At 72.4% G+C, this 25,970-nt stretch carries 25 protein-coding genes; 4 read left to right on the top strand and 21 right to left on the bottom strand.

The annotated features are described in order from the left end of the window. Positions 1–2: 2 nt before the first annotated feature. The 15 genes from AB0L00_RS00245 to dacB form a co-directional block, all read right to left on the bottom strand. Positions 3–863 carry a haloalkane dehalogenase gene (locus tag AB0L00_RS00245; protein ID WP_364426301.1) on the bottom strand — a complete coding sequence of 287 codons (861 nt, stop codon included), beginning with the start codon at positions 861–863 and terminating at the stop codon, positions 3–5. A 1-nt stretch (position 864) separates the two neighbouring features. Next, positions 865–1,335, bottom strand: a complete 471-nt coding sequence (locus tag AB0L00_RS00240; RefSeq protein WP_364426298.1) for a MarR family transcriptional regulator — start codon at positions 1,333–1,335, stop codon at positions 865–867. A 203-nt stretch (positions 1,336–1,538) separates the two neighbouring features. Next, positions 1,539–1,880, bottom strand: coding sequence for an MmcQ/YjbR family DNA-binding protein (locus AB0L00_RS00235; RefSeq protein ID WP_364426296.1), 342 nt, complete (start codon positions 1,878–1,880; stop codon positions 1,539–1,541). A gap of 56 nt (positions 1,881–1,936) precedes the next feature. Further along, a complete protein-coding gene (locus tag AB0L00_RS00230) occupies positions 1,937–2,410 on the bottom strand; it encodes a DUF3180 domain-containing protein (RefSeq protein ID WP_364426293.1) in 474 nt (157 codons plus the stop codon). Continuing rightward, positions 2,407–2,928 (bottom strand): 2-amino-4-hydroxy-6-hydroxymethyldihydropteridine diphosphokinase, encoded by a 522-nt coding sequence (folK, locus tag AB0L00_RS00225; RefSeq protein ID WP_345351788.1) that lies wholly within the window; start codon positions 2,926–2,928, stop codon positions 2,407–2,409. The genes AB0L00_RS00230 and folK overlap by 4 nt, the downstream gene beginning before the upstream one ends. Further along, a complete protein-coding gene (folB, locus tag AB0L00_RS00220) occupies positions 2,925–3,290 on the bottom strand; it encodes a dihydroneopterin aldolase (RefSeq protein ID WP_345353664.1) in 366 nt (121 codons plus the stop codon). The genes folK and folB overlap by 4 nt, the downstream gene beginning before the upstream one ends. Positions 3,291–3,292: 2 nt before the next feature. Further along, positions 3,293–3,724 (bottom strand): nuclear transport factor 2 family protein, encoded by a 432-nt coding sequence (locus AB0L00_RS00215; RefSeq protein WP_345351785.1) that lies wholly within the window; start codon positions 3,722–3,724, stop codon positions 3,293–3,295. Further along, positions 3,721–4,524, bottom strand: a complete 804-nt coding sequence (gene folP, locus AB0L00_RS00210) for a dihydropteroate synthase (protein WP_364428921.1) — start codon at positions 4,522–4,524, stop codon at positions 3,721–3,723. Before folP ends, AB0L00_RS00215 begins: the two co-directional genes overlap by 4 nt. Before the next feature lie 74 nt (positions 4,525–4,598). Beyond that, a complete protein-coding gene (locus AB0L00_RS00205) occupies positions 4,599–6,341 on the bottom strand; it encodes a phosphatidylglycerol lysyltransferase domain-containing protein (RefSeq protein WP_364426290.1) in 1,743 nt (580 codons plus the stop codon). A gap of 228 nt (positions 6,342–6,569) precedes the next feature. Next, positions 6,570–7,166, bottom strand: a complete 597-nt coding sequence (gene folE / locus AB0L00_RS00200) for a GTP cyclohydrolase I FolE (protein WP_364426287.1) — start codon at positions 7,164–7,166, stop codon at positions 6,570–6,572. Then, a complete protein-coding gene (gene ftsH / locus AB0L00_RS00195) occupies positions 7,163–9,178 on the bottom strand; it encodes an ATP-dependent zinc metalloprotease FtsH (RefSeq protein WP_364426284.1) in 2,016 nt (671 codons plus the stop codon). The genes folE and ftsH overlap by 4 nt, the downstream gene beginning before the upstream one ends. Positions 9,179–9,370: 192 nt before the next feature. Beyond that, entirely contained in the window at positions 9,371–9,943 is a 573-nt protein-coding gene (gene hpt, locus AB0L00_RS00190) for a hypoxanthine phosphoribosyltransferase (RefSeq protein WP_364426282.1), read from the bottom strand. A 59-nt stretch (positions 9,944–10,002) separates the two neighbouring features. Continuing rightward, positions 10,003–11,019, bottom strand: a complete 1,017-nt coding sequence (gene tilS, locus AB0L00_RS00185) for a tRNA lysidine(34) synthetase TilS (RefSeq protein WP_364426279.1) — start codon at positions 11,017–11,019, stop codon at positions 10,003–10,005. Positions 11,020–11,106: 87 nt separating this feature from the next. Next, complete coding sequence (locus tag AB0L00_RS00180; protein WP_364428918.1) at positions 11,107–12,213, bottom strand: zinc-dependent metalloprotease; 1,107 nt, start codon at positions 12,211–12,213, stop codon at positions 11,107–11,109. 278 nt (positions 12,214–12,491) lie between these two features. Then, a complete protein-coding gene (gene dacB, locus AB0L00_RS00175; protein ID WP_364426276.1) occupies positions 12,492–13,871 on the bottom strand; it encodes a D-alanyl-D-alanine carboxypeptidase/D-alanyl-D-alanine-endopeptidase in 1,380 nt (459 codons plus the stop codon). A 106-nt stretch (positions 13,872–13,977) separates the two neighbouring features. Here dacB and AB0L00_RS00170 point away from each other — a divergent pair, with 106 nt between their 5' ends. Beyond that, positions 13,978–14,466, top strand: a complete 489-nt coding sequence (locus AB0L00_RS00170; protein ID WP_345353659.1) for an inorganic diphosphatase — start codon at positions 13,978–13,980, stop codon at positions 14,464–14,466. On the opposite strand, the gene AB0L00_RS00165 is transcribed toward AB0L00_RS00170, so the two are convergent. The 5 genes from AB0L00_RS00165 to AB0L00_RS00145 form a co-directional block, all read right to left on the bottom strand. Beyond that, positions 14,460–15,773: an NlpC/P60 family protein gene (locus tag AB0L00_RS00165; RefSeq protein WP_364426273.1), complete on the bottom strand. Its 1,314-nt coding sequence runs from the start codon at positions 15,771–15,773 to the stop codon at positions 14,460–14,462. The two genes, AB0L00_RS00170 and AB0L00_RS00165, sit on opposite strands and share 7 nt — an antisense overlap. A gap of 153 nt (positions 15,774–15,926) precedes the next feature. Beyond that, entirely contained in the window at positions 15,927–16,583 is a 657-nt protein-coding gene (locus AB0L00_RS00160) for a hypothetical protein (protein WP_364426270.1), read from the bottom strand. Then, the gene (locus AB0L00_RS00155; RefSeq protein WP_364426267.1) at positions 16,583–18,322 is read right to left on the bottom strand and encodes a sigma-70 family RNA polymerase sigma factor; all 1,740 of its coding nucleotides are present in this window, start codon (positions 18,320–18,322) and stop codon (positions 16,583–16,585) included. Before AB0L00_RS00155 ends, AB0L00_RS00160 begins: the two co-directional genes overlap by 1 nt. A 384-nt stretch (positions 18,323–18,706) precedes the next feature. After that, positions 18,707–19,768, bottom strand: coding sequence for a saccharopine dehydrogenase NADP-binding domain-containing protein (locus AB0L00_RS00150; RefSeq protein ID WP_364426264.1), 1,062 nt, complete (start codon positions 19,766–19,768; stop codon positions 18,707–18,709). 79 nt (positions 19,769–19,847) lie between these two features. Continuing rightward, a complete protein-coding gene (locus AB0L00_RS00145; RefSeq protein WP_364426261.1) occupies positions 19,848–20,576 on the bottom strand; it encodes a nuclease-related domain-containing protein in 729 nt (242 codons plus the stop codon). A gap of 139 nt (positions 20,577–20,715) precedes the next feature. Between AB0L00_RS00145 and AB0L00_RS00140 the strand changes: the two genes are divergently transcribed. Beyond that, positions 20,716–21,501 carry a MerR family transcriptional regulator gene (locus AB0L00_RS00140; RefSeq protein WP_364426258.1) on the top strand — a complete coding sequence of 262 codons (786 nt, stop codon included), beginning with the start codon at positions 20,716–20,718 and terminating at the stop codon, positions 21,499–21,501. Beyond that, positions 21,498–23,813, top strand: a complete 2,316-nt coding sequence (locus tag AB0L00_RS00135) for a VIT domain-containing protein (RefSeq protein ID WP_364426256.1) — start codon at positions 21,498–21,500, stop codon at positions 23,811–23,813. Before AB0L00_RS00140 ends, AB0L00_RS00135 begins: the two co-directional genes overlap by 4 nt. Before the next feature lie 187 nt (positions 23,814–24,000). On the opposite strand, the gene AB0L00_RS00130 is transcribed toward AB0L00_RS00135, so the two are convergent. Next, positions 24,001–25,059 (bottom strand): quinone-dependent dihydroorotate dehydrogenase, encoded by a 1,059-nt coding sequence (locus AB0L00_RS00130; protein ID WP_364426253.1) that lies wholly within the window; start codon positions 25,057–25,059, stop codon positions 24,001–24,003. A gap of 65 nt (positions 25,060–25,124) precedes the next feature. On the opposite strand from AB0L00_RS00130, the gene AB0L00_RS00125 reads away from it, so the two are divergent. After that, entirely contained in the window at positions 25,125–25,913 is a 789-nt protein-coding gene (locus AB0L00_RS00125; RefSeq protein ID WP_364426250.1) for an aminotransferase class IV family protein, read from the top strand. The last annotated feature ends 57 nt before the right edge of the window (positions 25,914–25,970 follow it).

The raw sequence follows: 25,970 nt of genomic DNA, 5'->3' as shown, positions 1-25,970 counted from the left end.
TTCTAGCGCAGGCCGTGGCGGTCCGCCCAGTCGGAGACGGCGGCGGCGATCTCCTCCGGGCGGTCCTCCGGGGCGTGGTGGCCGGACTTGCCGCAGGCGACGATCTCCAGGGCGGCGATGTTGGCCGCGCACCAAGCCGCCAGCTCGTCGCCGATGAGCAGCGTCGGCGAGCCCTCGAAGGTCATGAGCAGCTTCGGGACGTCCGGGCTGGTCGCCAGCCACTCGTCGTACGCCTCGATGCGGGCGACCAGCTCGGCCGGCTCACCGCCGAGCGGAAACTGGCGAGCCCAGGCGAGGATCGGGCGACGGCTCTCCGGGGTCGGGTACGGGGCGAGGTAGGTGGCCAGGTCCTCGTCGGAGACCGGGGTGAGGACGCCGCCGGTGAAGGCCTGGCGGACGAAGAGGTTCTGCTCGAGGACCATCTCCTCGCCGACTCCGGGAGTGCGGATGGTCTCGGAGCGCTTGCGGGCCTGCGGCGACAGGTCCTCCCAGGCCATCGGCCTGACGAAGGTCTCGAGAAAGGCCAGGCCGAGGACGCGGTCGGGATGGCGGGCCGCCCGGTCGAAGGCGAGCGCGCCGCCCCAGTCGTGGCCGACCAGGACGACGCGGTCCAGGCCGAGGGCGTCGAACCAGGCGTCGAGGTACCGGGCATGGTCGGCGAAGGCGTAGGGGATGTCGGGCTTGCCGGAGCGGCCCATCCCGATCAGGTCGGGGGCGAGCAGGCGGCCCGGCCCCACGGCGCGCATCACGTCGCGCCACAGGTGGGACGAGCCCGGATTGCCGTGCAGGAAGACGAAGACCGTCCCGTCACCTCCCGTGTCCTCGTAGTGCATGGTCGAGTCGAGTACCCGGATCTCTGGCATGTCAGGAGTCCTTTCGTGGCAGGTCGAGGGGGGCGTCCAGGAGGGCGCTCAGGTCGCGGACGAACGCCGCGGCGCGCGGATCGTCCTGGCCGCCGAGCGGGGTCAGGAGCCGGTCGAGCAGCTCCTGGACCTGGCTCAGGGCCGGCCGTACGGCCTCGCGGCCCCGGTCGGTGAGGGCGAGACGTACGGCGCGGGTGTCGGCGAGGTCGCGGGTGCGCTCGATGAGGCCGTCGGCCTCCAGCGTCCGGGCGAGCTTCGAGACGTACAGCGCCTCCAGGCCGGCGTGGTCGGCCAGCTCACGCTGGCTGGGCCGCCGCCCGGCACTCTCGATGCCGTACAGCGAGGCCAGCAGCACGTACTGCGCGTGCGTCAGGTTCAGCGGCGCCAGCGTGCGGTCGACCGCGACCCGCCACTTGTTCGCCAACCGCCAGACGAGGTAGCCCGGCGTCGGCACCATCGGTGTCCCGCTCATGAGAAACAATATACATGGCTACTATGTACATGGCAACTGTTCTCCGCCATCGGTCGCGCGACGGAGCGCCGGCGGCCCGCCTCCGCCGTACGGGCGAGGGGGAAAGATCGGTGGTCTCGGCGATCCGTCGGCCGCTCCCGGCGCGGAGCATGAGGCGCATGAAGAGACCGCTGTCCCTCCACGGCCTTCGGGCCGGGCCTCGGCTAGCGGTCCGCGTCCTGGGCCCGCACGAGGCGCTTGGGGGCGGTGAGGCGCCAGGCGTCGGTGAGCAGCTCACGGAGATGGTCGACGTCGACCCGCGGCACGTCGACGCCGATCCAGCCGTGCCGCCCGACGTACGCCGGGAAGGAGAAGATCTCCGGCTCCTCGGCGAGCAGCGCCGTCTGCTCGTCCTTCGTGGCCTTCACGCTCGCGAAGGCGCCGTCCTCCGACAGCATCGCGAAGATCCGGTCGCGGACCCGGAAGGTCGGCCTGCCCCACGTCTCGCGCTCCTCGGCCTCGGGCAGCGCCAGCGCGATCTCACGCACCTGTTCTGTGGACGCCATACGCCCCTCCCGTCTCGGTCAGCCGCCGCACGAAGCATGGCAGCCGCCACCGACACTCAGATGCGCGAGGCGTGCCGGTGGTCGTTCTCGTCCTCCGGGCCCTTCGGCACGCGGCAGGAGTACTCCAGGAAGAGCGCCGCGCCGATCAGCGCGATGCCGGCCAGTGCGGTGCCGCCGCTGACGAAGAAGTCGCGCCGGGGCGTCGGCTTGTCCAGCGACGAGATCAGGTAGACGGCCATCCCGGCGAAGCCGCCGGCCAGCACGGCGGCGGCGTGCGAGCTCGCCTTGGCCAGGGCCGCCAGCCGGGCGGCGACCAGCGGCTCGATCGGCTTCGTGCCGGACCGGCGCTGGATGCGGGCGCGCGTGAAGAACGCCGTGTACAGCTCGCCGAGGGCGAGCAGCAGCAGCGACGGCACCATCGTCCAGGGCAGGACCGGCAGCGAGGTGTACAGAAAGCGCACCACCGCCCACACGACGACGGCGACGCCGATCAGTACGGCGGCCAGGACCGTGATCCGGGTCGGCTTCACGCGGGCGGCTGCAGGGAGAGGTCGTCGCGGCGCCGGAGCTCCTGCCCGGCGACCGCCGGCAGCAGGTCCGCGACGCGGCCCCGGCCCGGCAGCAAGGCGTCCGGGTCGACGTCCGCCCAGGGCACCAGCACGAACGCCCGTTCGTGGGCGCGCGGGTGCGGCAGGACCAGCTCCGGGGCGTCCGAGGTCACGTCGTTCACGGTGACGATGTCGATGTCGAGCGTGCGGGGCCCCCAGTGGACGTCCCGGACACGGTCCATCGACTCCTCGATGTTCAGCACGCGTTCGAGCAGCGACTGCGGCGCCACGCTGCTGTCCGCGACGATCACCACGTTGAGGAAGTCGTCCTGCTCCGGGCCACCGACCGGTTTGGTCTCGTAGACCGGGGAGATCGCGATGAAGTCGAGGCCGGGTGCGTCGAACAGCGCGTCGATGCCCTCCTGCAAATTGTCGAGGCGGTCGCCGAGGTTGCTGCCCAGCGACAGCACGGTCCGGCTTTTCTGCTCAGAAGTCGTCATGAGCGGCTCCGGTGGATGGTCACGGCCACGTCGGTGAAGGGATGGGGCACAGGGGCGTTGGGTTTGTGCACGGTGATCTCCACGCTCTCGACCTGTGCCACGTCGAGACAGCGGGCCGCCAGTCGCTCGGCCAGCGTCTCGATCAGGTTGACGGGTTCGCCTTCGACCACGGACACGAGCCGGTCGGCCAGTGCCCCATAGTCGACGGTACGCAATAGATCATCTCCGGCCGCGGCCGGGCGGATGTCAAGACCCAACGTGACATCGATGACGAACTCCTGCCCGAGTTCGCGTTCGGCGGGCAGGACGCCGTGCCGGCCCCACGCGCGCAGGCCGCGCAGCACGATCCGGTCGCCATTCACTGTCACTCGGTCTCTTCCTCCCTGCCCAGGACGGGCGAGCCGTGGTGAAGCCACAGCCGCCACCCGGCCTCCGTACGTACGAACACGTTGGTGGTCACCACGCTTCCCCCGGAGGTCAACCCGATGTCGGTCTCCTCAGCGGCGGTGATGATGTTCTCCGCGCAGCTGACGACGGCCTGATCGCCGGAGATCTTGATCTGGGTGTCGGTCAGCACGAACTGGATGTACGGGGTGTTTGCCATGATCAACGCCCATGAGCGCAGGACCGCGCCACGGCCCCGGATCACCGGCCAGCCCGGATGGACGCAGACCACGTCGTCGGCGTACGCGCCGTCCGCCCAGACCGCGCCCATCCGGTCGAGGTCCGCGGACTCGAACGCGGCGTAGAACTCGGCGTGCACGCCCTCGATCGCCCGTACGTCCAGCTCGGTCACCGGGCGGCTCCCCAGGCGGCGGCGACGCGTACGGCGTCCGCGCTGGGCCGGACCTCGTGCACGCGGACGCACCATGCTCCGGCGGCGGCGGCGAGCGCGGTGATCGCGACCGTGGCGTCGTCGGACTCGTCGAACGGGCGGGGCGTTCCGTCGGGGGCGGCGAGCAACCGGCCCAGGAACCGTTTGCGCGAGGCGGCCACCAGGATGGGGTGGCCCAGGGCCAGCAGGGCGTCCAGATGGGCGAGGAGCGTCCAGTTGTGGTTGTCCTCCGGCCGCTTGGCGAAGCCGAGACCGGGGTCGACAATCAGGAGGGCCGGGTCGACGCCCTCGTCGACGACCGCGTCGATGCGGGCGCGCAGCTCGTCGCGCACCTCGCGTACGACGTCGGCGTAGACGGCGCGCTTGTCCATGTCGTGGCTGTGCCCGCGCCAGTGCATGACGACGTACGGGACGGCCGCCTTCGCGACCGCGCGCGGCATGGCGGGGTCGGCCAGCCCGCCGCTCACGTCGTTGACCAGCCGGGCCCCGGCCGCGACGGCCGCCTCGGCGACCTCCGCCCGCATCGTGTCGACGCTGACCGGCACCCCCTCGGCGGACAGCGCCTCGATCACCGGGACGACCCGGCGCAGCTCCTCGCGCAGGGACACCCGCTGGGCGCCGGGCCGGGTCGACTCGCCGCCGACGTCGACGATGTCGGCGCCTTCGGCGACGAGATCGAGGCCCCGGCGGATGGCGGCGTCATGGTCGAACCAGGCGCCGCCGTCGGAGAACGAATCGGGCGTGACGTTGACGACGCCCATGACGAGGCAGCGCCCGGGATCGGGCAGGCCGGCGACGCTCATGGTCATATCGCCAGACTAGAGGGTCCCGGTGATCATGGTCGTTTCAGACCGGGGATGCGCAGGCGCGGCCAGACGATGAACGCCTCGGCCTCCAGCGCCGCCAGCGCGATGCGGGGCGCGTCGTTGAGGCTCGGGTAGACGAAGAACCTCGGCTGCCACTCCGGCTGGAACTTGGCGTTGAACTTGTACAGCGACTCGATCTGGAACCAGCGGGACAGGAAGATCAGCAGGCCGCGCCACGCCTTGAGGACGGGACCGGCGCCGATCCGCTCGCCGCGGGCCAGCGCCGCGCGGAACACCGCGAAGTTCAGCGAGATCCGCTTGACGCCGAGGTCCGGGGCGGCCTTGAGCGCCTCGACGATCAGGAAGTCGTTGAGGCCGGGCTGGGCGGACCGGTCGCGCCGCATGAGGTCGAGGGACAGCCCGTCGGCGCCCCAGGGCACAAAGTGCAGGATGGCGTGCAGCTCGCCGTCGTTCTTCGCGGTGGCGACCACGCACTCCTCGTCGCCGGGCTCGCCCACGCGGCCCAGCGCCATCGAGAACCCCCGCTCGGTGTCGGTGCCGCGCCAGGCGTCCGCCTGGGCCCACAGCGCCGTCAGCTCCTCGGGTGCGTAGTCCTTCTCGCGGCGGACCTCGGCGGTGTAGCCCTGGCGGGCCACCCGGTTCACCATCTGCCGGACGTTGCGCATCGTCCGGCCCTCCAGGGAGAACTCGGCAACGTCCACGATCGCCTCGTCGCCGAGCTCGAGCGCCGACAGGCCCGTGTCGCGGCACCAGACCTCCGCGGCGAGCTCGCTGCAGCCCATCACGGCGGGCGCCCAGGCGTGCCGGGCCGCCTCCTCCAGGAACGCCTCGATCGCGCCGGGCCACGCCTCCGGGTCGCCGATCGGGTCTCCCCCGGCCAGCATCACGCCGGACACCACGCGGTACGTGACGCACGCCTTGCCGGTCGGCGACCAGATCACGCTCTTGTCCCGGCGCAGCGAGAAGTAGCCGAGCGAGTCACGGGTGCCCTGCCGGGCGAGCAGGTCCCGGATCCGCTCCTCGTCCTCGGCGGACATCGAGGGGGCGGGCTCGGCCGGGCGGAGGAACAAGAAGGCGGTCGTCCCCGCGGTGAACAGGCCGAGCGTGCCGAGGATCAGGCTGAACAGGTCGTTCCGGCGGTCGGAGACGAACGTCACCGGGCCGGAGGCGCCGAACAGGCCGGTGACCACGTGCCACAACTGCTCGGAGAGGGAGTAGTCGCGGACGAGCCCGTGCCGGTTCACCGCGATGAACAGCAGGCCGACCCCGACGCTGGCCGCGGCCAGGAACGACCCGACCCACAGCGCCCGCCACCGGGTCCGCGGGTCGCCGGTCGCGTAGAACTCCCGGCGGAAGTAGATCAACGCCCCCAGCAGCGCCGCCGCGACGATGGCCGACAGCGCGAAGTCCTTGACGACGTGGGAGACGATCGTGAAGGCGAGCAGGCCGACCACCGCGCGCCACGCGCGGCGCTTGCGGCGGCGCAGGCCGTGGGACAGCAGGAGCAGGAGCAGCCCGGCGACGAGCGTCGCCGTACGGGCCGCGTTGTTCACCGAGCCGGGGACGTACTCGTCAAGCCGCACCATCCGGCGGTGCCACTCCGGCAGCAGCGCCCCGACGACGTCGTGCAGGCCGATCAGGAAGGACAGCCAGCCGGCGACGGCCGGCACCCAGCGCCGCTGCCGGCGGCGCTCCGGCGCGCGCCCGCCCGGCTCCGGGCGGGTCGGCGCGTTCTGCTTCGTGTCTCCCATCACGGCCCCACAGCGTCGTCGTCACCCGGGTTCGCCCGGTTCGCCATCAACACCGCCATCGATTCCTCGGAATCCGGCCGCAGCAGTCTCCCGCAACGCTGAACTACTCGTTCGACGATTGCTCAAGGCGTGGAGTTCGCCACTCGCCCGCTCGGTCAGGAGGTCGTCACCTTGAGGGCAGGTGCCGCCGGCCCGAGGCCGACGGCACACGTGTCAGCCGCCCAGGTGTCAGCGGCCGAGGATGAGGCTCATCGCCTCCGCGCGGGTGCTCGGCGACTCGCGGAAGTCGCCCCGCACCGCCGAGGTCACCGTCCGCGCGCCGGGCTTGCGCACCCCGCGCATGGTCATGCACAGGTGCTCGGCCTCGATCACGACGATCACGCCGCGCGGCTTCAGGATCTCCATCAGCGCGTCGGCGATCTGCGACGTCATGCGCTCCTGCACCTGGGGTCGCCGCGCGTACACGTCGACGAGCCGGGCCAGCTTGGACAGCCCGGTGATCTGCCCGCGGGCGTTCGGCGTGTAGCCGACGTGCGCGACGCCGTGGAACGGCACGAGGTGGTGCTCGCAGGTGCTGTACACCTCGATGTCCTTGACGAGCACCATCTCGTCGTGGTCGGCGTCGAAGACCGTGGTCAGGACGTCCTCAGGCTCCTGGCGCAGCCCCGCGAACTGCTCGGCGTACGCGCGGGCGACCCGCGCCGGGGTGTCGAGCAGCCCGTCGCGGTCGGGGTCCTCCCCGACCGCGATCAGGATCTCCCGTACCGCCTTCTCGATCCGTGCCTGGTCGACCGGCGGCCCGTGGAGAACGGGCTCCTCACTCACGCCTTGCCTTCGGTGTCGCTGTCCTTGTGCTGCTCGCCCAGCGCTGGGCGGGACGAACCGCTGCCGTTGCCCTGGGTGAGGTCCTGGACGTCCTTCGGGCCGAGCAGCGCCAGCTCCTTCGGCGTCAGCACCGGCGGGCGGTCCGACGGGAGCCGCTTGCCGTAACCGCTGTACGACGGGGCGGCCGGGCGCTTCTGCACGGGCTCGAAGATCTCCAGCACCTGCTGCTTGGAGAGGGTCTCCTTCTCCATGAGATGCAGCACCAGGTCGTCGAGCACGTCGCGGTACTCGACCAGGATCTCCCACGCGATGTCGTGCGCCGACTCGATCAGCCGCCGGACCTCGTCGTCGATCGCCGAGGCGATCTCCTCGGAGTAGTCACGGTTGTGCGACATCTCCCGGCCCAGGAACGGCTCGCCGTTGCCCTCGCCGAACTTGCGGGCGCCGAGACGCTCGGACATGCCGTACTCGGTGACCATCTTGCGGGCGATCGAGGTGGCCTTCTCGATGTCGTTGGCCGCGCCGGTGGTCGGCTCGTGGAAGACCAGCTCCTCGGCGGTACGACCGCCGAGCAACATCGCCAGCTGGTCGAGCATCTCCGACCGGCTCGCGAGGAACTTGTCCTCCATCGGCAGCGTCATCGTGTAGCCCAGCGCCTGCCCACGGGACAAGATTGTGATCTTGTGCACGGGGTCGGCGTTCGGCAGCGCGTGCGCCACGAGCGCGTGACCGCCCTCGTGGTAGGCGATCGTCTTCTTCTCCCGGTCGGACATGACCCGGCTCTTGCGCTCCGGGCCGGCCATGACCCGGTCGATCGCCTCTTCGAGGGTGTTCATGTCGATCTGCTTGCGGTCCATGCGCGCCGTCAGCAGGGCCGCCTCGTTGATCACGTTGGCGAGGTCGGCGCCGGTGAAGCCCGGAGTACGGCGGGCGATGGTGTCCAGGTCGACGTCCGGCGCGAACGGCTTGCCGCGGCCGTGCACCCGCAGGATGCCCTTACGGCCCTCCAGGTCCGGCCGGTCGATGACGATCTGCCGGTCGAAGCGGCCCGGGCGCAGCAGCGCCGGGTCGAGGATGTCCGGCCGGTTGGTCGCGGCGATCAAGATCACGCCGCCCTTGACGTCGAAGCCGTCCATCTCGACGAGCAGCTGGTTCAGCGTCTGCTCGCGCTCGTCGTGACCGCCGCCGAGCCCGGCACCACGGTGCCGGCCGACCGCGTCGATCTCGTCGACGAAGATGATCGAGGGGGCGTTCGCCTTGGCCTGCTCGAACAGGTCACGGACGCGCGAGGCGCCGACACCGACGAACATCTCCACGAAGTCCGAACCGGAGATCGAGTAGAACGGCACACCGGCCTCACCCGCCACGGCGCGGGCCAGCAGCGTCTTACCGGTACCCGGCGAGCCGTACAGCAGCACGCCCTTGGGGATCTTCGCCCCGATCGCCTGGAACTTGGCGGGGTTCTGCAGGAACTCCTTGATCTCCTGCAGCTCCTCGATCGCCTCGTCGGCCCCGGCGACGTCCGCGAAGGTCGTCTTCGGCGTGTCCTTGGTGACCAGCTTGGCCCGCGACTTGCCGAAGTTCATCACCCTCGAGCCGCCGCCCTGCATCTGGTTCATGATGAACAGGAAGATCAGCACGACGACGACGATCGGCAGGAAGCTGAACAGCAGGCTCAAGAAGACGTTCTGCTTCGGCACCGAGGTGTTGTAGCTCTTCAGCTGGCCCTGGTCGGCCTTCTGCTGCAGCAGCTTGGCCAGCTCGTTACCCTGGCCGCTGACCCAGTTGGCCTGGAGCTGCTTGCCGTTGTTGAGCTTGACCTCGATCCGCTGATCCTTGTCGATGATCTGGGCGGACTTGACCTGATTGTTCTGGATGGCCTGGACGACCTTCGAGGTATCGGCCTTCTCGTACGAGCCGCCGGGATTGATCCCGTACATGACGAGGAGCACCAGCGCCCCGAAGGCCAGAATCCACAGCAACGGCCCACGAAAGTAGCGCTTCAGATCCATTTATGCGGTGCCCCACGATGGGGCCCGTCCCTCCTGACCAGCGTCTCCAAGACCCCGCCGCGTAATGCGACGAGGCGGCCTTCCCGAGTGTGGCTCCCCGCATTGCAGCCGGGATACCGAAGGTACACCGGTCTCACGGAAGACCGCAGCACGACGACCGGTGTCCTACTTCGCAACTAGCAACGTACTGAACTAACCCTCTTGTTCCCCACTTCCACCGTAGACGTGTGGGGCAAGTGTTCCCACGAACGGAAGGTTGCGGTAGCGCTCGTCGTAGTCGAGGCCGTAGCCGATCACGAACTCGTTCGGGATGTCGAACCCGACGTACTTCACGTCGACCTCGATCTTGGCGGCGTCCGGCTTGCGCAGCAGCGTGCAGACCTCCAGTGACGCCGGGCCGCGCGACTCCAGGTTGCTCATCAGCCAGTGCAGGGTGAGCCCCGAGTCGATGATGTCCTCGACGATCAGGACGTGGCGGCCCATGATGTCCGCGTCGAGGTCCTTGAGGATCCGTACGACGCCGGAGGACTGGGTCCCGGAGCCGTACGAGGAGACGGCCATCCAGTCCATCGAGATCGGCGCGTGCAGGGCGCGGGCCAGGTCCGCCATGACCATGACCGCGCCTTTGAGCACTCCGACGAGCAGGATCTCCCGGCCCGCGTAGTCGGTGTCGATCTGGGCGGCGAGCTCCCGGATCTTGTCCTGGAGCTCCTCCTCGGGGATGAGCACCTTCTCCAGATCTGCCCGCATGTCCGTTTCGTCCACCGCAGAGCCTTTCGCGATCATGCCGTCCGCTTCACGCCTGTCCGAAAACTGCAGGTTGCCTAGATTTCTGAGGATTCGGACGGTCCGAAGAGCAGCTTTTCATACCGGCGACGAGCCTGAACGCGGCCGGGTAGGTCCACGTGGGACTGGCCCCGCCAGGCCGTGACGAGGGCGTCCACCGCGTCGACGTGGACGGCCGCCAGAGTGCCCGGCGGGCTGCCCGCGGCGATCGCCGCCCGGCGCAGCACCCGCGTCCGCACCGCCCGCGGCAGCCCGGCCAGCACCTCGACGGACAGACCGAACCCCCCGGCGCCACCGCCGGTCTCGGCGTCACCGCCGGTATCCGCCTCCTGGAACGCGCGGTCGGCCCAGGCGTCGAGGGCGTCGGCGTCGTCGCGGAGCATCCTCGCCGTACGGGCCAGCGCGCCCGCCACGCCCGGCCCCAGCTCCTCCTCGAGCAGCGGCAGGACGTCCTGGCGGATCCGCGCCCGGGCGAAGGCCGGGTCGCCGTTGTGCGGGTCGTCCCACGGGTCCAGGCCCATGGCCAGGCAGGCGCGGCGGACCAGGTCGCGGTCGAGGCCGAGCAGCGGCCGGCGGTAGCGGCCCGCCGCCCTCGGCATCCCGGCCAGGGACCGGGCACCCGACCCGCGCGCGAGGCCGAGCAGCACGGTCTCGGCCTGGTCGTCCAGCGTGTGCCCGAGCAGGACGGCGGTGGCGCGATGGCGCGCGGCGGCGTCGGCGAGCGCGGCGTACCGGGCGTCGCGGGCGGCGGCCTCGGGGCCGCCGGACGTCCCGACGGTCACACGCACGGCCTCGGCCGGCTCGAGACCGAGCCGCGTCATCGTCCGTACGACCTCGGCCGCGCGCTCGGCCGAGCCGTCCTGCAGGCCGTGGTCGACGGTGACGCCACCGGCCCGATGGCCGGATCTGGTCGCCTCGAAGGCCAGCGCCCCGGCCAGCGCGAGCGAGTCGGCACCGCCGCTGCACGCGACGAGCACCAGATCGCCCGCGTCGATCTCGCGGAGGGCGCCGCGGACCGCGAGGCGTACCGCCGCGACCGCCGGATCAGGTCCCACGCCCCCATTCTCCAGCGCGACGGCCGCCCGAGGAGACGGTCCCCGCGAAAGGACGGCCGGCGGGGCCCCTCCCCGGGACAGGCGGGGTCACTCGGCGGACGGCAGCTCCGGCTTGCCGACCACCCGGTTGATCCACAGGGCGGGGTCGGAGATCTCCGCGTGCGTCGGCAGGGTGTTCGGCGAGGTCCAGACGCGGTTGAACTGCTCCATCCCGACCTGCTCGATGACGGCCCTGACGAACCGGGAGCCCTCGGCGTACTGCTTCATCTTCAGGTCGAGGCCGAGCAGGCGGCGCATGACCCGGTCCACTCCGGAACCGCCCTCGCGCCGGTGCTGGAACTTGGCGCGGATCTCCGCCACGCTCGGCACGACCTCGGGACCGACGGCGTCCATCACATAGTCGCCGTGCCCCTCGGCCAGCGTCATGACGGCGGTGAGGCGGTCGAGGATCTCCCGCTGCTCCGGCGTCTGGATCGCGTCGATGAGGTTGCCCTCACCGCCGCGCACCGCGTCGGCGACGGCCTCGCCCACGTCGCGCAGCCGGTTGAGCAGCGCGCCGGGATCGAGGTCGGCGGCGAGCAGGAAGGCCGTCATCTGGTCCTGGACGTAGGCGCGCAGCCACGACACGGACGCGAACTGCGCCCGGTGCGTCTCCTCGTGCAGGCAGACCCACAGCCGGAAGTCGTGGGTGTTGACGTCCAGCTCCTGCTCGGCACTCACGATGTTGGGCGCGACGAGCGTCAGGCGCCCCGTCGGCGCGCGGCCGGCCGGGTCCGGCGGCAGGAACAGCTCGTACTGGCCGAGCACGCGGCTGGCCATGTACGCGAGGATGGCGCCGACCTGGGCGCCGGTGACCCGCGAGCCCACGGCCTGGATGACCGCGCCGCCGGCGCCGCCGCCGAGCCCGTCGAGCATCCCGCCGCCACGGCGCTCCTGGAGCTGCTCCATCAGGGGCTCGAGGACGACCCGGAAGCCGTCGACGTTCGCCTTGATCCACCCTGGACGGTCGACGACCTTGGCCGGGGACGGGTCGAGTCCGCCGTCCATCCCGGTGAACTCACGGACGTGGCCCTGCGCGATCCGCGACAGGTCCCTGAGCTCGGCGACGACCTGGTGGGCCTCGGCGGGGCTCACCTGGGGTCCCGAGCGGACGAGACGGGTCCCCGTCTGTACGGCGACGTTCCAGTCGATCATGGATGCTGGCATCACGTAACCTCTCCGGCCGGGCACCTCTACCGTACGTCCCCGCTCTTCGCGGGGGCATGCCCATATTCGCCCAACGCGCGAAGGGGCCGGATCGACTCCCGGCGGCAGCCGCAGGTCACGCCCTCGCAGCCGGATCGACCGCCGAAGACCGCGGTCGGCGGCGGCCACCAGTCGCGAGCCCGCTACCGGAACGGCCGCCGGGAACCGGTCAGCGGCGGCCGCGCGTCGGCGAGGCCGCCGGCCGGGTGCTCTCCGCGGCCGGCCGGTCAGTGGCAGCCGCAGGTGGCGAGGCTGCCGGCCAGGCCGTCCAGCGCGGCCAGCGCGGCGCTGGGGTTCGCGACGTTGTTGGCCATGAAGGCGAACGCCAGCAGCCGGCCGTCGGCGTCGTACACCACGCCGGCGAGGGTGTTCACGCCGTTCAGCGTGCCGGTCTTCCCGCGGACGAGGCCCATCCCGGCGGCGGAGCCACCGGTGCGGTAGCGGCCCGCGAGGGTGCCGGAGAAGCCGCCGATCGGCATCCCGGACATCACCGAGGCCAGCTCCGGGTGGGCCCCCGAGGAGGCGGCCACGAGGATCCGGGCCAGGGCGTTCGGCGTGATCCGGTTGTCGGGCGACAGGCCGCTGCCGTCGACGGTCGCGACGCCGTTCGCGAGGCCGAGCCCGGCCAGCACCTCATGGACGGCCGCCGCTCCTCCCGCGAAGGACGCCGGCCGATGGCGGGCGAGGGCCACCTGGCGGGCCATCGCCTCGGCCATGTCGTTGTCGCTGTTGGTCAGCAACTCCTCCACCAGCGCCGAGACCGGCGGGGACTGCACGGCGCCGAGCTGCTGGGCGCCCTGCGGCGCGGTGGTCTGGGAGCCGATGGTCGCGGAGATCCCCTGTTTGCGCAGCAGCTTGGCGAACGCGTCAGCGGCGATCCGGGGCGGGTTCTGCACGCGTACGTGCGAGGACGGCGCGACCCGGCCCTCGTCCACCTCCAGCGCCCACACCGGGGAGACATCGCCCTCGGTGACGTAGTTGGGCTTCCAGCTCGGCCCCATCTGCTTCCCCGGGAACAGGGACACGTCGTAGTCGACGCGCACGCTCCGGGTGCCGGCCGCCTTCAGCGCGGCCGCCGTCTGCTTGGCCAGGTCGGTCAGCGAGGCCGGACGCGGGTAGGCGTTCTTGGCCGGTGACCGGGTCAGGAGCGAGTCGCCGCCGCCGACCAGGATGACGCCGCCACCGCCCTTGACCACCTTGGTGGTCAGCTGGTGATCGGGCCCGGCGGCGGCGAGCACCGCCGTCGAGGTGACCAGCTTGGTCGTCGAGGCGGGGACGGCCGGCCGGTCGGCGTTGCTGGCGTACAGCGCCCGGCCGCTGCTCGCGTCGATCACGGTGCCGGTCAGGTTGGCCCCCATCCCGGCATGCTGCATCAGGCCGTCCAGGCGCGAGGTCAGGCTGCCCGAGCTCGGCACCGGGGCCGTCGCGGCCAGCGAGCCCAGCGCCGGCGCCGCCGCCGTCACGAGCGCGCGCTGCGCGACGGTTGGAGGCCGCAGGGCAAGGGAACGGTCAGGTGTGAGCTTGACCACTGCCAGCGCGGCGGTGACGAGGAAGACGTTCAAGAGCGCCAGTGTGAGCATGGCCACAACGCGCTCGGGCCTCGGCACGTGCGCCCCTCCCCCATCGTCGTGCACTCGCTACGGTGCGAGATCCTTGTATGAGCCAACATCCAACCAGAACAACCTCGGCCCGCCCCGGGGAGCGGAGGACATTGTGGAATTCGACGTCACTATCGAGATTCCGAAAGGCCAGCGCAACAAGTACGAGATGGACCACGAGACCGGCCGGATACGGCTGGACCGGATGCTGTTCACCTCGACCCAGTACCCCGCCGACTACGGCTTCGTCGAGAACACCCTGGGCGAGGACGGCGACCCGCTCGACGCCCTGGTCCTGCTGCAGGAGCCGACGTTCCCCGGCTGCCTGATCCGCTGCCGCGCCGTCGGGATGTTCCGGATGACGGACGAGGCGGGCGGTGACGACAAGGTGCTGTGCGTGCCCGCCACGGATCCGCGCTCGGAGCACCTGCGCGACATCCACCACGTCCCCGAGTTCGACCGGCTGGAGATCCAGCACTTCTTCGAGGTGTACAAGGACCTGGAGCCCGGCAAGTCCGTCGAGGGCGCGAGCTGGACCGGCCGCGCCGAGGCCGAGGCCGAGATCGAGTTGTCGATCAAACGGGCGGCACAGCACGGTCACTGAGCGGCGATCGGGCGGGTGGCTCCGGCGTAATCCGGACGGAACGCCGGAGAGATCCGCACCCGCGCGCCGGTGAACGGCGCCTCGACCATCTGCCCGTTCCCGATGTAGATCCCGACGTGGTGGATCGTGTTCGGGTCTGCGGGGCTGTGCGCGAAGAAGACCAGGTCCCCCGGGCGCAGCTCGCCGCGTGACGGGTGCGGTCCGGCGTTGTACTGCGTGGTCGCGTAGTGGACCAGCCGGACCCCGGCCTTCGCCCAGGCGTACGTCACCAGGCCCGAGCAGTCGAACCCCACGGTGCCCGCGCCCTGCGCGATGCCCCGGGTCGGCCCGGTCTCGTTGCCCCCGCCCCAGGAGTACGGCGTACCGAGCCACTTGAGCGCGGCGGACGCCGCGACGGAGCCGAGGTCGGTGCCTCTGGCGAGCGCGCGGACGAGCGCCCGATCGCCCGAGCCGAGCCGGGTTCCGGCGGGGACGACCTGGTGCGACGATACGGTCCGCTCGGTCCCCGGAGTGGCGACGCGAGCCTGATCGAGGGCCGCGGTACGGGCCTCTTCGAGCGCCGCGACGTTCGTCCGGGCCGCCTCCAGCTCGGCAACGAGGGCGGCCTTCCGCTGCTGAATGAGCTGGACGGCCTCCTGCTGCCGCGCCACCGCCGCGTCGGCCACATGCCAGGCGTCCTCGGCGCTCCGCGTCGCCTCCTGGCGGGCCGCGAGGGCCTCGCGCGCCTGACGTTCGAAGACGTCCGCGACGGTCTTGACCGCGGTCTCCCGCTGGAGCACGGCGTGCCGCCGCTCGGTCAGCGCCTTCGTCGTCGCCCGCGCGAGGAACCCGGCCGGTCCGCCGGGCCCGCCCAGAGCGGCGGCCCTGGACAGCAGGCCGCCCTGGCCGCGATAGGCGTCGACCGCCAGCCTGGCCGCGTCGTCCCGTACCTGGGCGAGCCGCCGTCGCGCCTGCGCGGATCGCCGCGCCGCCGCCTCGTACGCGGCCTTGGCCTGGTCGAGCCTGACGCGCTCGCCGTTGTACTGCTCGACGGCGCTCTCCGCCTGGCCGCCGAGGTCGTCGAGCAACGCGTCGGCCTCGGCGAGCTCCGCGCTGATGCGCCCGACCCGGGCGGTCTCGGCGCGTACTCGCTCCCTGCCCCGCGCGAGATCACGGGCGCTGGGCCCAGGGCCCTCATCCGGCGCGAACCGGATGCCGGGCGCGTCGTGGAGAAGGACGTCGGCGCCGGCCGGGCCGGCCGACGGACCGGCCACCGCGCACGTCGCGAACACCACGGCGCCGAGCCGGCGCCGGACAACAGCTGACAAAGTGCCCCCTCGGATCCCGTTCCGCGTGAGCGATCTGTCACTCAGTTAGCCCCAGGAGTCACAACAGAAACACCGGTCACAGTCCGGATTCGCTCATGAAGGCCCGCAGCGGGACCCGGTGCGGCGCACCGGCCACCCGGCACGACCAGCCGATCAGGCACACCTCAGGAGGCGGCCGATCCACGGCCGTACGGCCGACTTGGGCGGCAGCGGCCCCCGGGGATACGTGAAGATCGGGACCTCGCCACCGTGGCCGGCGCGCAGCTCGGCCGCCTTGCACCAGTCGGCCGGAGTACGGGTCGCGGCCCACGCCAGGGCGAGCGCCTGGCGCACCTCGGGAACGCGTTCCCAGAGCTGCAGCAGCGTCACGGTCGCGTGCGCGGCGGCGTACCCGTCGTCGGGGTAGGCGCGGCTGGCGAAGAACGGGGCGGTCACCCGGCCGCCGTGGGTGGTGGCCAGCACCCACGTCCAGTTGGCGACGACCAGCTCGCGCACCGGGTCGGCGAGCCGCTCGGCCGCGTCGTACATCCGTTCCTGGCGCCGGCCCGTGAGCCGGTGGGTGTCCAGCAGCCAGTCGATCTCGCCCGGGGCGTCGCCCTCGGCGAGCCAGGCGAGCACCGTCAGGCCGCGCGCCGACTGCAGCCGGCACAGCTCGGCCACCTCACGGCGCATTCGGACGCCGGGCTGCAGCCACTGCGGCCACGGCGCCCGCTGGATCCGCTCCACCACGTCGACCAGCCGGGGCGGCACGGCGAGCGGGGCGACCAGGTCACCGCGCAGGTCGCCGGGGCGCAGGGTGTAGGCCGACACTAGGTGTTCTCCGCGGCGGACGGCGCCGGGTTCCGGGCCGGGTCGGAGCGCCGTTCGCCGACCTCCGACTGCTCCGTGCGTCGTTCGTCGCCCTGGCGTTCGTCGGTCTGTCGCTGGGGAGCGGGACGCCGCTCCGGCGGGCCGGACTGCGAGGAGCGCGCGGTGGCCGGCGGTGAGTCCGACGGGCGGCCGGACGGCGGCTCCGTCGACGGTGGCGGGGCCGGGGTCGCCGACGGTGGCGGGGCCGGGGTCGGCGGCGGGGACGACGGGGGCTGCGGCTGGGTCGGCGAGGGCGAGGGCGAGGGCGGCGACGGAGTCGGCTGCGGTGAACCGGGAGGCGGGGCGGACGGCGGGGTCGGCGGGGCCGGCGCGCTCCAGTCCACGACCACCCGCATCCCACCGGGCGAGAAGGTGATCACCGCCTCGCCCGGGCCGTCGCCGGGTGCCCGTACGACGGTCTTTCCGGTCGCTCCCGGGCCGAGTGAGCCGTCGGAGGGTTCGACGGTCACCGCGCCCGTCGTCGCGGCATGCCACTGCACCGCCCCGTCGACCGCCTGGAGCACGACCGTGCCCGTGCCGCCGGAGCCGAGCCTCAGCCGCCCGGGCACGGCATAGACCCATCCGTTGTCGGCGGCGGGCACGAGGGGCGCCGGCCGCGCGGTCGGCGCCACCGCCCCGTCACGCGGACCGAGCGCGAACGTCGCGGCCACCGGCCGTCCGACCGCGGGCGGCCCGATCAGACCGGGGCTGGGCACGCGGGTGCGTGGCCTGGAGGCGCCGCCACCGGCGACGACAGGCAGGTGACGGGTGTCCCGGCCGATCAACTGGCACACGGTCGCGACACCGACCGCCGTGACGACCGCGCCGGCCGCCGCGATCACTCCACGCGGCCAGCGTGCCCCGCGGGCGGCCGGGTCGGCGCGGCCCGGCCCCTGCTGCCTGGGGAAGCCCCGGGCGCCGAAGGCGCGCAGGCGGGCGGCGGCGAACAGCCGATAGCCGGCCAGCCGCGGGTCGGTGAAGCAGCCCGTGACCTGCCGGCGCAGCGAGTCGGACGGGACGGCGTGCGGCAGCAGCGCGCAGACCTTGGCGGTGGAGATCGTGCGCGGCAGGTGCGCCGCGCAGACCTCGCATTCGATCCCGTGACTCACGAGAGCCGCGCGTACGTCGTCGCCGAGCTCGCCCCGGCGGTGGCGCAGGATGGCCGCCCGGCCGTCGCACTCGAGCGTGTCCTCGTGGGCGAGGATCTCCGCGATCACGGCCGCCTCGAGCAGCTCCTCCGCCTGGCGGAGCAGGTCCGTGACCTCCCGGACCGGCAGGCCGACGACACCGGCGAGGTCGGACGTCTCGAGGGAGTGGCGGTGGTGCAGGTCGAGGAGCTCCTGGCTGAGTGCCGGCAGCCCGGTGACCGCCTGCCAGGCGATCACGCGCAGGTCCACGTCGTCCTGGTCGTGGCGGGCGATGGGCAGGTCGGGGTGCGGCACCCCGAGCGGCCGCCGGCGGCGGCACTCGATCCGCGCGAGGGCGTACAGCCATGGCCCGAACCGCTCGGGGACCCGCAGCTCGCCGATGTGGGCCTCGGCGGCGAGCAGCGTGTCACGGAGCGTCAGCTTCGCCGCCTCGCGGTTGCGCAGCTGGAACCAGCAGTAGTCGTAGAGACGATCGGCGTAGGCGTCGTACACCGCGCCGATCGCGCCGGGATCGCCCGACCGCAGGCCACCGACCATGAGGCGGTCTTCCATGGCGCGAAGGTAAAGCCTTTTCCGCCTCGCATTCAACTGTTTCCCGGAACCCTTGCGTAGATAATTTGGCCACGCCAGATAAATGATCTCCAAGCGCCTAACAAATAGACGAAAAAGACGGATTTCAGCGATTCGCCGGAAAGGTGCGGCGAAAGGCGTCTCGCCGTGATTCGGCGGCGCGATCGGCCCGTACAGAGCTCGACGGCACCCGTGCGGCCAGGGGTTCAGCCAGTGCCGCGCGACATCCGGCACCGGGCTTCAGCCGGTGATACGCGACATCCGGCGCCGAGGCTCATCCGATGACACGCAGTATCCGGCACCGGGATTCGGCCGGTGATACGCGACGTCCCGAGCCGGTGACGCGCGACTTCCCGCGCGACGGGTTCAGCCGGTGACGCGCGATATTCCGGCCATGGCGCAGCCGGCTTCCAGCTCGGACAGACCGAAAGCCGCGACCGGCCCCAAAGCCCCTGTTTCCGTCATTCCGCCGGCGGCCTGGCGGGCGCCCCAAGCGACGATTCCGGCCGTGAAATCGTACGGATCGCCGCCCGAGAGGTGGATCTCCGTGAGGAGCGTGCCCTGCGCGTCGTAGGCGGCGGCCACGATCCGCGACGTCAGCGTGCCCTTGCCGGCCCGGCGGCGCGCGATGCGGGCCAGCCCGCCTCCGCAGAACCCGATCACGGCGGACGCGGCCCGGCCGCGCGGCAGCCGGGCGGCGATCCGCGTGGCCGCGCCGAACCAGCCGAGATGGACGTTCACCTCGCGCAGCCCGGGATAGGACGCCGGCAGCGTGAAGTGCTCGGACGCCCCCATGGACATGGCGGCCCGCGACCGGCCCGCCATCTCGAAGTCCCGCACCCGCGACCGCGGCTCGTCCACGACGCCGTCCTGGTAGGTGAACATCCGTGTGGCCAGCAGGCCAGGCGCCGAGTCGAAGGTGCCGGCGGAAAGCCCGCGCGCGAGGGAACCGCCGCCGAGGAAGTAGCCGACGTCGACCCGTACGGCGTCCTCGCCGACCCGGTCGAGGGCGAGGGCGCCCGCGAGGTTGCCGGGCACGTGGTGGTAGCCGAAGGCGGGCAGCAGGGCGGAACTCGCCTTGGCGCCGTACTCCTCGAAGACCTCCCGTACGAACCGCGGCTCCCCCGCCGTGTCGAGGTAGTGCGCTCCCGCGTCGACCGCCGCGGCGAGGGCCGCGTGACCGTGCCGGGAGAACGGGCCGACCGTGGTGACGAGCACGTCCTCGCGTTCGACAAGGGAGCGGACCGTCCACGGATAGGCGGCGTCCGCGTACGCCGTCTCCAGGCCGCCCAGTTCGGCGGCGAGCGCGGCGAGGGCCTTGGTGTTCCGCCCGGCGAGGACCGGGCGTACGCCTTGGTCGATGAGCGCTCGGACGGTCAGCGTGCCGGTGTAGCCGGAAGCGCCGAAGATCACGATGCGCCCCGCCATGCGACCTCCCCGGCTGCGAAAAGATATCCGCCTGTCGCGCTGAGCGTACTAATCCGTCACCAAGCGTGCTGGTTTTTCGTTATATGTCGATCATCGGGGGAAGGATGCGTTCCGCCGCGGCGGCGATCGCCGCCACCTCCGCGGTGGTGAACAGCACGGGTTGCCGCTCGATGAGGCGCTTCACCCGGTCGGCCCGGTGCAGCAGCACCCCGTCGTACACGATTCCGCCGCGCGGCAGCCGTCCCCCGTGCACGGCGATCACCGGTGAGATCTCGACCTCGTGACCGGTCTCGGCGGCCAGGCGGGCCGCGACCGCCGAGGCGGCCCGGCGCGTCCGGGCGTGCAGGCGCGTCAGCGGCCGGGGCCCGGCCCACAGCCGCCCGTCCACCCGCAGCCGGGTGAGCGGCGGCCACCGCCGCGAGGAGATCGCGTACACACCGGTGTGGCCGACGACCAGGTGATCGAGGTTCTCCCGGAACCCGTCGGGGAGCGCCCGGTCGTGGAGTACGTGGAAGTACGCCGGGTCGAGCCGGGACAGCCGGCGGCCCATCCGCCGCTCGGCGGCCGCTCCCCGCCGCCAGTCGGTGAGCACGCCCGGCCGGATGCGGAAGTAGAGGAGTTGCGCGAGCAGCAGACCCAGGCCGACCGCCAGCCCGAAAGGCCAGCCGAACAGCCCGGCGGTCATCGACCCGGCGACCCCGGAGATCACGACCCGCGCGAGGGCGCGTTCCTGGCGCCGTTCCGCGCGCAGGGCGCGGTACCTGGCCTGCGCCGACGCGCCGGCCATGGACGCAACTCGTCCGGACACGGCACTCCTCCTCATCGGACAGGGTGCTGCGCGGACGTCGACCGTTCAAGGCACTTGAACGGCCTGTGCAAGCCGCTTGACGAAGTGCCGACCCGCCGGACATTGACACTGCAATAATTACAGTGTCATCGTGAGAGGCATGGACGGACCATGGACGCTCTCGGAGCTGACGACCAAGGCCGCCGCCGCCCTGGCCGACGGGCGTTCGCCACGGCCGAGCGGACGGGGCCGCGACCTGCCCAACGAGCGCACCATCCGGTGGTATGTCACGATCGGCCTGGTCGACCCACCACTGAGCCGACGCGGCCGCGTCGCCGTGTACGGTCCGCGGCACCTGCTCCAACTCGTGGCGATCAAGCGCCGCCAGTCGGAGGGCCACTCCCTCGCCGACATCCAGGCCGAGCTCACCGGCGCCACCGACGCGACCCTGCACCGAATCGCCCGCCTCGACCCCACCGCCGACCACCCGGCGGATTCCCGCGCAGCCGCCTCGACCTCGGCGCCCCGCACGCCGATCCCTGGATCCGGCCCACCGGCCCCGAATCCCGGCGCACAGCCGCCGGAGCACGCCGGAGAGCCGTCGATCCGGAAGTCCGACGTACGGCCGCCGACGCCGGGCGCCCGGCGGTTCTGGGCCGAGCGCCCGGCGTCACCAGCCGGTCCGCCGGCCCCAGCGCCGGCTCACCCATCCGGCCCGCCCATCCCAGAGCCGGCGTCGCCGGCCGGTCCACCGGCTTCGGAGTCGGTGTCCCCAGCCGGTCCGCCGGGCCCGGAGTCGGCGCCCGGCGTGCTCGTCCGGGGGGTCCGGCTGGCCCCCGGCGTGACCCTGCTCCTCGACTCCTCACCGTTCCCGGAGGACGCCGCCGCCATCGCGGCAGCCGCCGCTCCCCTGCTCGACCTGCTGACCGAAAGAGGTCTCCTATGAAGATCGAAACGTTGTCCGGCGAGGTGGAGCCGGTGCTGGACGCCGGGCTGGGCGCCCTGCGCACCGAGCGCGGCAACCTGCCCCTCGAGTCCGTCGACATACGGGCGGCGGTCACCGGGCTGTCCGCCCGCGTCACGATGACGCAGGACTTCCAGAACCCCTTCGACGTGCCGCTCGAGGCGACGTACGTCTTCCCGTTGCCGGACCGTGCCGCCGTCACCGGCATGCGGATGGAGGCCGCCGACCGCATCGTCGAGGGGGTGCTGAAGGAGCGCGGGCAGGCACGCGAGGACTACGCGGCGGCGCTCGCGGCCGGGCAGCGTGCGGCGCTGGCCGAGGAGGAGCGCCCGGACGTGTTCACGATGAGCGTCGGCAACATCCCACCCGGCGAACGCGTGACCGTGCGCCTCACCCTGAGCCAGCCGCTGCCGTACGAGGACGGCGAGGCGACGCTGCGATTCCCCCTCGTGGTCGCGCCCCGCTACATTCCGGGCACCCCGCTGGACGGCCCGCCGGTCGGCGCGGGGACGCGATCCGACACCGACGCCGTGCCCGACGCCTCGCGCATCAGCCCGCCCGTGCTGCTGCCCGGCTTCCCGTACCCGGTGCGACTCAGCCTGTCGGTGGACGTCGACCCGGCCGGCCTGTCCCTCGACGGCGTACGGTCGAGCCTGCACACCGTGACCACCGACGGCCGGACCCTGCGGCTGGAGCCGGGCGAGCGGCTCGACCGGGACTTCGTCCTGCGGCTGCGGTACGACGCCGGGGCCTCGTGCGCGGTGTCCGGCGAGACGTTCACCGTCACCGTGCTGCCGCCCGCCGGCCCGGCCGTGCCCCGTCCCCGGGACGTCGTCATCCTGCTCGACCGGTCGGGAAGCATGATGGGCTGGAAGATGGTGGCCGCGCGCCGCGCCGCGGCGCGCATCGTCGACACGCTGCGCGGCGGCACGGAGGGCGGTGACCGGTTCGCCGTGCTGTCGTTCGACCACGAGATCGAGCGCGCCCTCCCTGGCGAACTGTCCGCCGCGACCAGCCGCGCCCGGTACCGCGCCGTCGAGCACCTGGCCCGGCTCGAGGCGCGCGGCGGCACGGAGATGCTGCGCCCGCTGGAGGAGGCGGTCGCGCTCCTGTCCGGCGATGGCGACCGCGACCGGATCATCGTCCTGGTCACCGACGGCCAGGTGGGGAACGAGGACCAGATCCTCGGGCGACTGTCGCTGGACGGCATCCGTGTCCATACGATCGGCATCGACCAGGCGGTGAACGCCGGATTCCTGGGCCGCCTCGCCGCCGCAGGCGCCGGCCGGTGCGAACTGGTCGAGTCGGAGGACCGGCTCGACGAGGTGATGGACCACGTCCACCGCCGCATCGCCACGCCCGCCGTGACCGGCGTGTCCCTGGAGATGCCCACGGCCGTCCCCGGCACGCAGGCGCCGGCGCGGCCGGGCGACCTGTTCCCCGGCGTGCCCCTGGTCGTCCGGGGCCGGTGCACCGCGCCCGGTCCCGTGACCCTGCGCGGCGTCGCGGCCGACGGTTCCCCCTGGGAGCAGCGCCTCGAGCCGGTGGCGACCGAGAACCCGGCGGCCACCGCCATCTGGGCCCGTGCCCACCTCCGGGAGCTGGAGGACCACTACTCCTCGGGCGTCGCCGCCGCGCACCCGGACGTCGAGCGGATCATCGACACGTCCCTGCGGTACGGCGTGCTGTGCCGGTTCACCGCGTTCGTGGCCGTCGACACCCGCGTCGTGACCGACGGCGCGCCGACGCACAAGGTGATCCAGCCGGTGGAGTCGCCCGCCGGCTGGGACACGACCCTGGCCGCGCACACGCTCGGCGCCCCGGCACCCGCCCCAGGCGCATACGGGGCCCCGCCCGCAGCTCCGGGTTCCTACACGCCCCCGCCCGCCCCGGGGTACATGGCTCCCCCCGCACCGGCCGCTCCGCCGGCCGGCGGGGGGCCGGGCGGTCCGGCGCGGGGCTTCGTCCACGCCCGGGCGCGCATGCCGAGGCGCGAGCCGGCTCGGGCCGTGGACACCCACGGCCAGGTCGCGGAGGAACTGCGGCGGCTGCGCGCGGCCCGGCCCGCCTCGGAGGTCGAACGCCGCCAGGTCCTCGCCGACCTGGGCAGCCGCCTCGAGGTACTGGTTCCGGGCGAGTTCACCGAACTCGTCGCCGCGCTCCGTACCTGCGACGACCCGGCCGGTCCCCGAGGCCATGCGCTGGACGAACTGTGGGACCGCGCGCTCAGCGAACTCGCCGCCTACGCGGAGCCGAGCGAGCGCAAACCGTTCTGGCACCGCCGCCCGCGCTGACCAGAACGCCGTTATCGCCGAGGATTTCCGTCGCTACAGCAGCGAAAATCCTCGGCGATAACGGCCACCCACAGCAACGGGACGAGCTCCGCGACCAGAGTTACGACGCCCAGGTACAAATCCGGCGGCCCCCCGGGGGTCGCCGGCCGGTCTTCGTCGGCGGCGACGGCGGTCGGTCGGGTTGTTGTCAGCGGTCGGCTGCGGTGGTGGTGCGGATGCGGCGGGCGAGGGCGCGGTTGAGCGTGCGCGGCCAGAGTGGGCCGCCGTAGATGAGGCCGGTGTACGCCTGGACGAGCGTCGCCCCGGCGCGGAGGCGCTCCCAGGCGTCGTCGGCGGTCTCGACGCCGCCGACGGAGATCAGCACGAGATGGTCGCCGGCCCGGTCGCGCAGCCGGCGCAGTACCTCCAGGGACCGCCGTTTCAGCGGTGCCCCCGACAGGCCGCCGCCGCCCGCCGCCTCGACCTCGGCCGGGTCGGTGGCCAGTCCGTCGCGGGAGATCGTCGTGTTCGTGGCGATGATGCCGTCGAGGCCGAGTTCGAGTGCCAGGTCGGCGACCGCGTCGACGTCGGCGTCGGCGAGGTCCGGGGCGATCTTCACGAGCAGCGGCACGCGCCGGTCCGACACCCGGTCGGCGGCCTCCCGTACGGCGGTGAGCAGCGGCCGGAGGTGCTCGACGGCCTGGAGGTCGCGCAGGCCGGGAGTGTTGGGCGAGCTGACGTTGACGACGAGGTAGTCGGCGAGTGCGGCCAGCGCCTCCGTGCTCGCGACGTAGTCCGCGACGGCCTCGTCCTCCGGCACGACCTTGGTCTTGCCGATGTTCACCCCGACGATGACGTTCCGTGGTCCCCGGAGGCGGGCCGCCGCGGCTCGTGCGCCGTGGTTGTTGAAGCCCATCCGGTTGACGATCGCCCGGTCCCGTACGAGGCGGAACAACCGGGGCTTGGGGTTGCCGGGCTGCGGGCGCGCGGTGACCGTTCCGATCTCGACGAACCCGAAGCCGAACGCGCCGAGCGCCTCGTACGCCTCGGCGTCCTTGTCGAAACCGGCGGCGAGCCCGAGCGGCCCGGGGAACTCCAGGCCGAGGGCACGGACGCGCAGCGCCGGGTCGCGGGGGCCGAGGGCGCGGCGCAGCAGCGGCAGCGCGCCGGGGACCGCTCCGAGGAGGCGCAGCGCCGCGAAACTCATCCGGTGGACGGTCTCCGCGGGAAGGCGGCGCAGGATCAGCGAGAACACGAGTCGATACATCGGATGCGATTCTCTCAGCGTCCGCCGGTGCCGCGCCGGGCGGCCCGGCTCGCTATGTTGTGATCATGGCACCTGCTACTCCCCTCCGTGTCGAGGTGGACGGCGGGCCGGCGACCGCAGACCGGCTACAACACCTCGCGCTGGTGAACTACGGGCACCTGACCGTCATGCAGGTCCGCGGCCGGCGCACCCGCGGCCTGGGGCTGCACCTCGCGCGGCTGGATGCGGCGAACCGGGAGTTGTTCGGCACGGGTCTGGACGGCGACCGGGTCCGCGATCACATCCGGCACGCGCTCGGCGACGACTTTCCGGACGCCACCATCCGGCTCGTCGTCTTCCGGCCGGACGAGGCGGAGGACGTCTCGATCCTGGTGATCGTCCGCCCGCCGCACGACATGCCCGCCGCGCCGCAGAGCCTCCGGACGGTGCGCTATGAGCGACCGGTCGCGCACGTCAAGCACGTCGGGTCGTTCGGGCAGATCCACCATCGGTCGGTGGCCGAGCGCGCGGGCTTCGACGACGCGCTGCTGACCGGGCCCGGCGGCGTGATCTCGGAGACGTCGATCGCCAACATCGGGTTCTTCGACGGCGACTCGGTCGTCTGGCCCGACGCTCCCCTGCTGCCGGGGATCACGATGCAACTGCTCGAACCGGCGCTGGCGGCTCGTGGCCTCCCCTCGCGGCGGCGCACCGTCCGGGTGGCCGACCTGCCGTCGTTCGACACGGTGTTCGTCAGCAATTCCGGTGGCGTGGCACCGGTCGGCCGGGTCGATGACGTGTCGCTCTCGATCGATCCCGGGCTGGTCAAGACCCTCTTCGAGACGTACGAGTCCGTCCCCTGGGACGTGATCTGACGTCGCCCTTCCCGAGGCGTCTCACGGCATAATGCGGTGATTCACCGGGTATCAGGG

This window comes from Actinoallomurus sp. NPDC052308, assembly GCF_040679195.1.
Classification (GTDB): domain Bacteria; phylum Actinomycetota; class Actinomycetes; order Streptosporangiales; family Streptosporangiaceae; genus Actinoallomurus; species Actinoallomurus liliacearum.
The sequence above is the reverse complement of the archived record's forward strand: the minus strand, read 5'-3'. Positions and strand labels throughout refer to the sequence as shown.

What these genes read in the sequence shown, in the direction of transcription:
- folK (WP_345351788.1), bottom strand. Translation starts at nt 2,928, where the DNA reads ATGACGACTTCTGAGCAGAAAAGCCGGACCGTGCTGTCGCTGGGCAGC.
- AB0L00_RS00135 (WP_364426256.1), top strand. Translation starts at nt 21,498, where the DNA reads ATGAAGATCGAAACGTTGTCCGGCGAGGTGGAGCCGGTGCTGGACGCC.
- AB0L00_RS00155 (WP_364426267.1), bottom strand. Translation starts at nt 18,322, where the DNA reads ATGGAAGACCGCCTCATGGTCGGTGGCCTGCGGTCGGGCGATCCCGGC.
- AB0L00_RS00205 (WP_364426290.1), bottom strand. Translation starts at nt 6,341, where the DNA reads ATGGGAGACACGAAGCAGAACGCGCCGACCCGCCCGGAGCCGGGCGGG.
- AB0L00_RS00235 (WP_364426296.1), bottom strand. Translation starts at nt 1,880, where the DNA reads ATGGCGTCCACAGAACAGGTGCGTGAGATCGCGCTGGCGCTGCCCGAG.
- AB0L00_RS00245 (WP_364426301.1), bottom strand. Translation starts at nt 863, where the DNA reads ATGCCAGAGATCCGGGTACTCGACTCGACCATGCACTACGAGGACACG.
- AB0L00_RS00125 (WP_364426250.1), top strand. Translation starts at nt 25,125, where the DNA reads ATGGCACCTGCTACTCCCCTCCGTGTCGAGGTGGACGGCGGGCCGGCG.
- folP (WP_364428921.1), bottom strand. Translation starts at nt 4,524, where the DNA reads ATGGGCGTCGTCAACGTCACGCCCGATTCGTTCTCCGACGGCGGCGCC.
- AB0L00_RS00130 (WP_364426253.1), bottom strand. Translation starts at nt 25,059, where the DNA reads ATGTATCGACTCGTGTTCTCGCTGATCCTGCGCCGCCTTCCCGCGGAG.
- AB0L00_RS00150 (WP_364426264.1), bottom strand. Translation starts at nt 19,768, where the DNA reads ATGGCGGGGCGCATCGTGATCTTCGGCGCTTCCGGCTACACCGGCACG.
- ftsH (WP_364426284.1), bottom strand. Translation starts at nt 9,178, where the DNA reads ATGGATCTGAAGCGCTACTTTCGTGGGCCGTTGCTGTGGATTCTGGCC.
- AB0L00_RS00180 (WP_364428918.1), bottom strand. Translation starts at nt 12,213, where the DNA reads ATGATCGACTGGAACGTCGCCGTACAGACGGGGACCCGTCTCGTCCGC.
- AB0L00_RS00140 (WP_364426258.1), top strand. Translation starts at nt 20,716, where the DNA reads ATGGACGGACCATGGACGCTCTCGGAGCTGACGACCAAGGCCGCCGCC.
- AB0L00_RS00240 (WP_364426298.1), bottom strand. Translation starts at nt 1,335, where the DNA reads ATGAGCGGGACACCGATGGTGCCGACGCCGGGCTACCTCGTCTGGCGG.